At 71.4% G+C, this 7,936-nt stretch carries 3 protein-coding genes; 1 reads left to right on the top strand and 2 read right to left on the bottom strand.

Annotated elements, in window-relative coordinates; translation table 11 throughout:
* The coding region (locus ACLU3S_RS34370) for a multifunctional oxoglutarate decarboxylase/oxoglutarate dehydrogenase thiamine pyrophosphate-binding subunit/dihydrolipoyllysine-residue succinyltransferase subunit (protein ID WP_413955895.1) at positions 1 to 3,340 on the top strand (3,340 nt) is incomplete at its 5' end.
* A gap of 66 nt (positions 3,341 to 3,406) precedes the next feature.
* Here the strand turns inward: ACLU3S_RS34370 and fxsT are convergent.
* Positions 3,407 to 6,418 (bottom strand): FxSxx-COOH system tetratricopeptide repeat protein, encoded by a 3,012-nt coding sequence (gene fxsT / locus ACLU3S_RS34365; RefSeq protein WP_413955894.1) that lies wholly within the window; start codon positions 6,416 to 6,418, stop codon positions 3,407 to 3,409.
* A gap of 138 nt (positions 6,419 to 6,556) precedes the next feature.
* A partial coding sequence (locus ACLU3S_RS34360; protein WP_413955893.1) for an aKG-HExxH-type peptide beta-hydroxylase occupies positions 6,557 to 7,936 on the bottom strand: 1,380 nt, incomplete at its 5' end.

Raw genomic sequence — 7,936 nt, 5'->3', positions numbered from 1 at the left:
CCCGGCCGCCGCGGTCGCCAAGAACATGGACGCCTCGCTGGCGGTGCCGACCGCCACCTCGGTCCGCGCCGTCCCGGTGAAGCTGCTGTTCGACAACCGCATCGTCATCAACAACCACCTCAAGCGCGCCCGCGGCGGGAAGATCTCCTTCACGCACATCATCGGGTACGCGATGGTGCAGGCCATCAAGGCCATGCCCTCGATGAACTGGTCGTACGGCGTCAAGGACGGCAAGCCGACCCTGATCAAGCCGCCCCACGTCAACCTCGGCCTGGCCATCGACCTGGTCAAGCCGAACGGTGACCGCCAGCTCGTCGTGGCCGCCATCAAGAAGGCCGAGACGCTGAACTTCTTCGAGTTCTGGCAGGCCTACGAGGACATCGTCCGCCGCGCCCGCGACGGCAAGCTGACGATGGACGACTTCACCGGTGTCACGGTCTCCCTGACCAACCCCGGCGGCCTCGGCACCGTCCACTCCGTGCCGCGCCTGATGCCCGGCCAGTCCGTGATCATGGGCGTCGGCTCCATGGACTACCCGGCCGAGTTCCAGGGCACCAGCCAGGACACCCTGAACAAGCTCGGCGTCTCCAAGGTCATGACGCTCACGTCGACCTACGACCACCGGGTGATCCAGGGCGCCGCCTCCGGCGAGTTCCTGCGCCAGGTGGCCAACCTGCTGCTGGGCGAGAACGGCTTCTACGACGACATCTTCGAGGCGCTGCGCATCCCCTACGAGCCGATCCGCTGGCTCAAGGACATCGACGCCTCGCACGACGACGACGTCACCAAGGCCGCCCGCGTCTTCGAGCTGATCCACTCCTACCGGGTCCGCGGCCACGTCATGGCCGACACCGACCCGCTGGAGTACCGCCAGCGCAAGCACCCCGACCTGGACATCGTCGAGCACGGCCTCACCCTGTGGGACCTGGAGCGCGAGTTTGCCGTCGGCGGCTTCGCCGGCAAGTCGATGATGAAGCTGCGCGACATCCTCGGCGTGCTGCGCGACTCGTACTGCCGTACCACCGGCATCGAGTTCATGCACATCCAGGACCCCAAGCAGCGCAAGTGGATCCAGGACCGGGTCGAGCGCGGCCACTCCAAGCCGGAGCGCGAGGAGCAGCTGCGCATCCTGCGCCGGCTGAACGCGGCGGAGGCCTTCGAGACGTTCCTGCAGACCAAGTACGTCGGCCAGAAGCGCTTCTCGCTGGAGGGCGGCGAGTCCGTCATCCCGCTGCTGGACGCGGTCATCGACTCCGCGGCCGAGTCCCGCCTGGACGAGGTCGTCATCGGCATGGCCCACCGCGGCCGCCTGAACGTCCTCGCCAACATCGTCGGCAAGTCGTACGCGCAGATCTTCCGCGAGTTCGAGGGCAACCTCGACCCGAAGTCGATGCACGGCTCGGGCGACGTGAAGTACCACCTGGGCGCCGAGGGCACCTTCACCGGCCTGGACGGCGAGCAGATCAAGGTCTCCCTGGTCGCCAACCCCTCCCACCTGGAGGCGGTCGACCCGGTCCTGGAGGGCGTCGCCCGCGCCAAGCAGGACATCATCAACAAGGGCGGCACGGACTTCACCGTCCTGCCGGTGGCGATCCACGGCGACGCGGCCTTCGCGGGCCAGGGCGTGGTGGCCGAGACCCTGAACATGTCTCAGCTGCGCGGCTACCGCACCGGCGGCACGATCCACGTCGTCATCAACAACCAGGTCGGCTTCACCGCGGCCCCCGAGTCCTCGCGTTCGTCGATGTACGCGACGGACGTGGCCCGCATGATCGAGGCCCCGATCTTCCACGTGAACGGCGACGACCCCGAGGCGGTGGTCCGCGTCGCGCGGCTGGCCTTCGAGTTCCGCCAGGCGTTCAACAAGGACGTGGTGATCGACCTCATCTGCTACCGCCGCCGCGGTCACAACGAGTCGGACAACCCGGCCTTCACCCAGCCGCTGATGTACGACCTGATCGACAAGAAGCGCTCGGTGCGCAAGCTCTACACCGAGTCCCTGATCGGTCGCGGCGACATCACCCTGGAAGAGGCCGAGCAGGCCCTGCAGGACTACCAGGGCCAGCTGGAGAAGGTGTTCACGGAGGTCCGCGAGGCCACCTCGCAGCCGGCCGCCGCGGGCGCCGAGGCGCCGCAGGACGGCTTCCCGGTCGCGGTCCCGACCGCCGTCTCCGCGGAGGTCGTCAAGCGGATCGCCGAGTCCCAGGTCAACATCCCCGACCACATCACCGTCCACCCGCGTCTGCAGCCGCAACTGCAGCGCCGCGCGGCGATGGTCGAGGACGGCACGATCGACTGGGGCATGGGCGAGACCCTCGCCATCGGCTCCCTGCTGCTGGAGGGCACCCCGGTCCGCCTCGCGGGCCAGGACTCCCAGCGCGGCACCTTCGGCCAGCGGCACGCGGTGCTCATCGACCGGGAGACCGGCGAGGAGTACACCCCGCTGCAGTACCTGTCCGAGGACCAGGCCCGCCTGAACGTCTACAACTCCCTGCTCTCCGAGTACGCGGCGATGGGCTTCGAGTACGGCTACTCGCTGGCCCGCCCGGACGCGCTGGTGATGTGGGAGGCGCAGTTCGGCGACTTCGCCAACGGCGCGCAGACGGTCGTCGACGAGTTCATCTCCTCGGCCGAGCAGAAGTGGGGCCAGGCCTCCGGCGTCACCCTGCTCCTCCCGCACGGCTACGAGGGCCAGGGCCCGGACCACTCCTCGGCCCGCCCGGAGCGGTTCCTGCAGCTGTGCGCGCAGAACAACATGACGGTCGCGATGCCGACCTCGCCGTCGAACTACTTCCACCTCCTGCGGTGGCAGGTGCACAACCCGCACCACAAGCCGCTGGTCGTCTTCACCCCGAAGTCGATGCTGCGCCTGAAGGCCGCGGCCTCGAAGGCGGAGGAGTTCACGAGCGGGCAGTTCCGCCCGGTCATCGGCGACAGCACGGTCGACCCGGCCGCCGTCCGCAAGGTCGTCTTCTGCGCCGGCAAGGTCTACTACGACCTGGAGGCCGAGCGGAAGAAGCGCGGCGTCACGGACACGGCGATCATCCGCATCGAGCGGCTGTACCCGCTGCCTGGTGACGAGCTGCAGGCCGAGGTCAACAAGTACCCGAACGCCGAGAAGTACCTGTGGGCGCAGGAGGAGCCGGCGAACCAGGGTGCCTGGCCGTTCATCGCGCTCAACCTGATCGACCACCTGGACCTGGCGGTCGGCGCGGACATCCCGGCCGGCGAGCGGCTGCGGCGCATCTCGCGCCCGCACGGCTCGTCCCCGGCGGTGGGCTCCGCCAAGCGCCACCAGGCGGAGCAGGAGCAGCTGGTGCGCGAGGTGTTCGAGGCGTAGGTCCCTCACAAAGGCCCGGTATCGAGCGTGGTGCTCGGTACCGGGCCTTTGGCTTGTCCGGACGGCTCACGTCACCTGGGGTTCGAAGTCCCAGTACGGGCGGTTCCGGGCGCGGGCCGAGAGGGTGTGGACGTGCTGGGGCCCCAGGGTGCCGACGAGGTCGGAGAGGGCTTCCTGTTCCGTCTTCTCGGCCTCGCGGCGGTTGCCCAGGCCGCGGAGGTCGGCCGCGTGGGCGATGCGGGCCGAGAGGGTCAGCGGGTGGGTGCGGCCCAGGCTCTCGATGGCGCGGACCACCGTGGACTTGCTGAGTTCGGCGGCCGACTCGGTGTCGCCGACCAGGTTGCGCAGCGCCGAGGCGTTGATCGCGCAGCCCAGGGTCCAGGGGTGCTGCTCGCCCACCGCCGCGGTCATGTCGGCCATCGCCTGCTCGACCAGGGCGTGGGCCTGGTCCCGCTCGCCGACGCTGCGCAGGATCAGCGCGTGGTTGGAGCGGGCGCCGGCGAGGAACGGGTGGCCCTCGACCAGCCGTACCTCGTACCGGGCGAGGACGGCCTCGCTGCTGGCCCGTGCCTGGTCGATGTCGCCGTGCTCGCGGGCGAAGCAGCTCTGGCTGACGGCGGCGGCGAGGGTCTGCGGGTCGGTCTCGCCCAGCTTGCGCTCGTAGCGCTCCAGGACCCGGGTGAACATCGGTCCCGCCTTGTCCCGGTCGCCCAGGCGGTACAGGCACAGCGCGTGGTTGTGCTGGGCCAGCAGGGTCTGCGGGTTCTCGGCGCCCATCACGAGGTGGTACTCGCGCACGTTCTTGGACTGGATGGACTCCGCCTCGGCGTACCGGCCCAGCAGCCTGAGACAGGTCGCGTAGTGCAGCTCGGAGAAGAGCGTCCAGGGGTGGCGGCCCTTGAGCAGCTGCCGGCGCGCCTCCAGCGTGCGCCGGTCGATGTCCAGCGCCTCCTGGTAGCGGCCCAGCAGCCGCATCACGAAACCGAGGTTGTTCAGCGCGTTCAGGGTCCGCGAGTCCTGCTCGCCGAGGAGTTCGCGGTAGGCCGGGTAGAGCCACTCGTACAGCTCCCGGGCCTCGTCGTAGCGGGCCAGGCCGAACAGGTCGCCGCCGAGGCCGTTGGCGGCGCGCAGGTAGTCCAGGTCCTGCTCGCCGCGCTCGGTGCGCAGGTGTTCGACCGCGGCGCGCTCGACGGCCTCGGCCCGCTGGTACTCGCCGGCCGAGCGCAGCACGTTGGCCAGGTGGTACGTCAGCTCCCAGATCCGCGGGTGGGTGGGGCCGAGGAGCGACTGCCAGGCCCGCATGGCCCGTTCGCCGAGCTTGATGCCGGAGACGTACTCGCCGGTGAAGTACATGTAGCGAAGGCAGTTCAGGACCAGGGTCTGCACCGAGCGGTCCTTGCTCTGCAGGACGTCGGCGTACTTCAGGTGCGGCACGATCTCCGCGTACTCGTCCCACAGCCGGGTGTCGGTGGGGCGGCCGGGATCGGCGGTGGCCAGGGCGCGGCGCACCACGTCGTTGAACTCGGCGCGGTCCTCGTCCGGCATGTCCTTGTGCACGATCTGGTGCACCATCCGGTGCAGGTACAGGGACTCGCCGGAGGCGGCCGTCTCGTCGCCGACCGCCTCGTGCGACTCCAGGCGGACGACGGAGTACTGGCGCAGCTGGTTGATCGCCTTGTTCCACAGCAGCGGGTCGTTGAGCAGCCCGGCGATCTGTTCCGGCAGGTCGTCCGGCGGGATCTCGCGCAGCAGGCGCACGGGGATGAAGCCGGGCGCGAAGAAGGTGCACAGGCGCAGCAGGTCGACGGACTCCGGGACGGTCTCGCGGAGCTTGTTCAGCAGTATCGACCAGGCGGTCTGGAAGGCGAGCGGGAAGTCGGCGGAGACCTTGACGACGTCGCTGTCGATGCCGCCCTCCAGCAGCGCGATGTACTCCTCGACCGACAGGTCGGAGTCGTTGAGCCAGCCCGCGGTCTGGTCGAGCAGCAGGGGCAGGTCCTCCAGCGCCTCGGCCAGCTGGTCGGCGTCGTCCTCGGTCAGCCGGGGCGCGCGGCGGCGGATGAAGGCGACGGACTCGTCGCGGGCGTAGACCGGCACCTCCAGCAGTCTGCTGTTGTGCTCGCTCCACTCGGGGTTGCGCGAGGTGATCAGGACGTGGCCGGGGCCGGTGGGGACGAGGTCCCAGATCTGGTCGGGCTCGTCGGCGCCGTCCAGGATCAGCAGCCAGCGTCCGTAGGGCTCGCCGCGGCGCAGCGCGTCGCGGACGGCGCGCAGCCGCTCGCCGTACTCGGCACCGGTGGACAGGCCGAGTTTCGGGGCGAGTTCGGCCATGAGACGGCGGTAGGTCACCCGGCCCTCGGCGTTGACCCACCACACCACGTCGTACTCGGAGCCGAAGCGGTAGACGTACTCGGCGGCGAGTTGGGTCTTGCCGACGCCCGACATGCCGTGCAGGGTGAGGACGCCCGCGCCGGGCTCGGAGCCCTGCAGCAGGTGGTAGGCGTCGTTCAGGAGCGGCTCACGACCGGTGAAGCGGGTGTTGCGGCGGGGCACACCGCCCCACACCTCGGGCATGGACGCCGGGAAGCGCGGTCCGCGCCGGGCGCCCTCGGCGGGCTCCGGCAGCGGGTCGGTGGGCAGGCCGAGCCGGTCGAGCAGGCGCCGCTCGGCCTCCTCCGCGCCCATGTTGGTGAGGTCGGCGGGGGCGAGGGCGGCGGTGGCCGCGGGCACGGAGGCGGTGGTGACGGAGACGGCGGCGAAGCGTCCCGGGTCGGGTGCGACGACCTCGCGCAGCGCGGCGTTCCACTCCTCGTGGCTGCGGGGGCCGAGCTGGAAGTACCACTCGCTGACGATGACGAGGATGCGGCCCTCGGCGAGCTTGAGGGCCTGCAACAGGTCCACCAGCGAGTTCTCGGGCGGGGCGTCCCAGCGCAGGTACACGACGCGCCGGCCGCGCCGCTCCAGCCGGTCCCCGATCCACGCCGCCCAGGCCCGGTTGAAGCCGGCGAAGCTGATCGTGACCGTAGGTTTCGCGGCTCCCTCTTCGGTTGCCCCGACGGGCCTGCGAACTCCAGACATCCAGCGGCCTCCCCGCACGTTATGTTAGAACCTCGGCGCCGCACCGCGATAGACACCGACGGGTTCCGCCCGGCACGCGCTCCGGTTCGCATCCCTTCCCGCAGACGCAACGATCTTCACCCGAACTGGCAGCGGAATTCACTCAGTTGGCCGGATGCGGTGCGTCGCGTGCAGGGCGCGCGCGGCGGCCACGTAGGCCTGCGCGCGGGCGGTGTGGCCCCGGGGCGCGGGGTGGTCGCCGAGCCGCTCGTGGACGGCGACCATCTCGTCGACGAGCCTGCGGCCGGGCACCGTGAGGTCCGGGCAGCCGACGAGCGCCGGGAGGGCCGCACCCACCTGCTCACGGCAGCGGGCGTGGACGGCCCAGGCGGACTCCCGGTCGGCCGGGTGGGCGACAGTGAGGGCCCGGCGCTGGAAGAAGTCGGCCAGGGCCAGATGGGAGTAGGCGCCCTGGAGGAGTCCGTCGAAGGGCCGGGGATCGGGCCGCCAGGGAGCGAAGTAGAGCTGCTCGCCGCCGGCCCGGTGCAGCGTCACGTGTTCGCTCAGCGCGACCATTTTGGTGTGCTGCAGCTCGTGGACGAGGGTCGCGGCGAAGACGGCCGGGGTCTGCGGGGTGCTGCTCAGGACCGCGCCGAAGGCCTCCCGGCGGGTGCCGCTGCACGTGCCGCCCGTGCAGTCGTCGGCCGCCATGCCCGGCGGTGAGGTCAGCGGGACGAGGCAGCGCAGCAGCGTGACCGCCTCCAGCAGGCGCTGCTCGCCGCCCAGCCGCAGTTCCACGGCGGTGCCCGACCAGGACTGCAGCCAGCGCTTGCGCTCGGCGTCGTCGAGGCTCGCCGGGCCGCTGGGACCGCGATAGTGGGGGCTGCCCCGGCCGGCCCGGTAGGGGTCGAGGTCGTCCAGCGGGGTCGGGGCGGCGCCGGTCACCAGGCCGGGCAGCGCGTGGGCCGACGTCCAGACGGCGGCGCCGGACCAGGCTCCGACGCCGCGCTCCAGCCGTACGACGACGTCGGCGGCGCCGGTCCGGCGGAACACCAGCCGTCCGTCGCGGTGCTCGACGTCGACCGGTACGTCACCGGGGCCGGTGCGCAGCGCGCCGACGGAGGGCAGCACGAGCAGTCCGTCGCGGGCCGTCAGCCGCACCCGGAAGTCCAGCCCGGCGCGCGCGGCGGCAGCGGCGGCCAGGGCGCTGAAGTACTCGAGGTCGCGCCGCACGTCGCGAGCCCGCAGCTGCGCCCCGGTCCGCCCCGGGTCGGACGCGAGCAACCGCAGCACGTGCTGCGCCCAGGCCCCCACCAACGGCTGGAACAACCGCGCCCGAGCGGCCGACGGCGCCCGCCCGCCGGCGCCGTCCCGCGCCCCCGGGGCGGGCGTGAGCGCGGACCCCCCGACGGGGACCGGCCCCGCGCCGGGAGCCGCGAGCTCTTCCTCGCACGGGGGCGTGGGTCCCCCCGTGGAGGCGGTTGCGCGTGCGGGCTCGCACTCCCTGACCGCGGTGTACTCCGGTGACGGGGACTTCAC

Origin of the sequence: Streptomyces sp. AF1A (assembly GCF_047340315.1) — a bacterium.
Lineage (GTDB): Bacteria > Actinomycetota > Actinomycetes > Streptomycetales > Streptomycetaceae > Streptomyces.
Note: the sequence above shows the minus strand (reverse complement) of the source record. Positions and strands in the feature narration are given on the sequence as shown.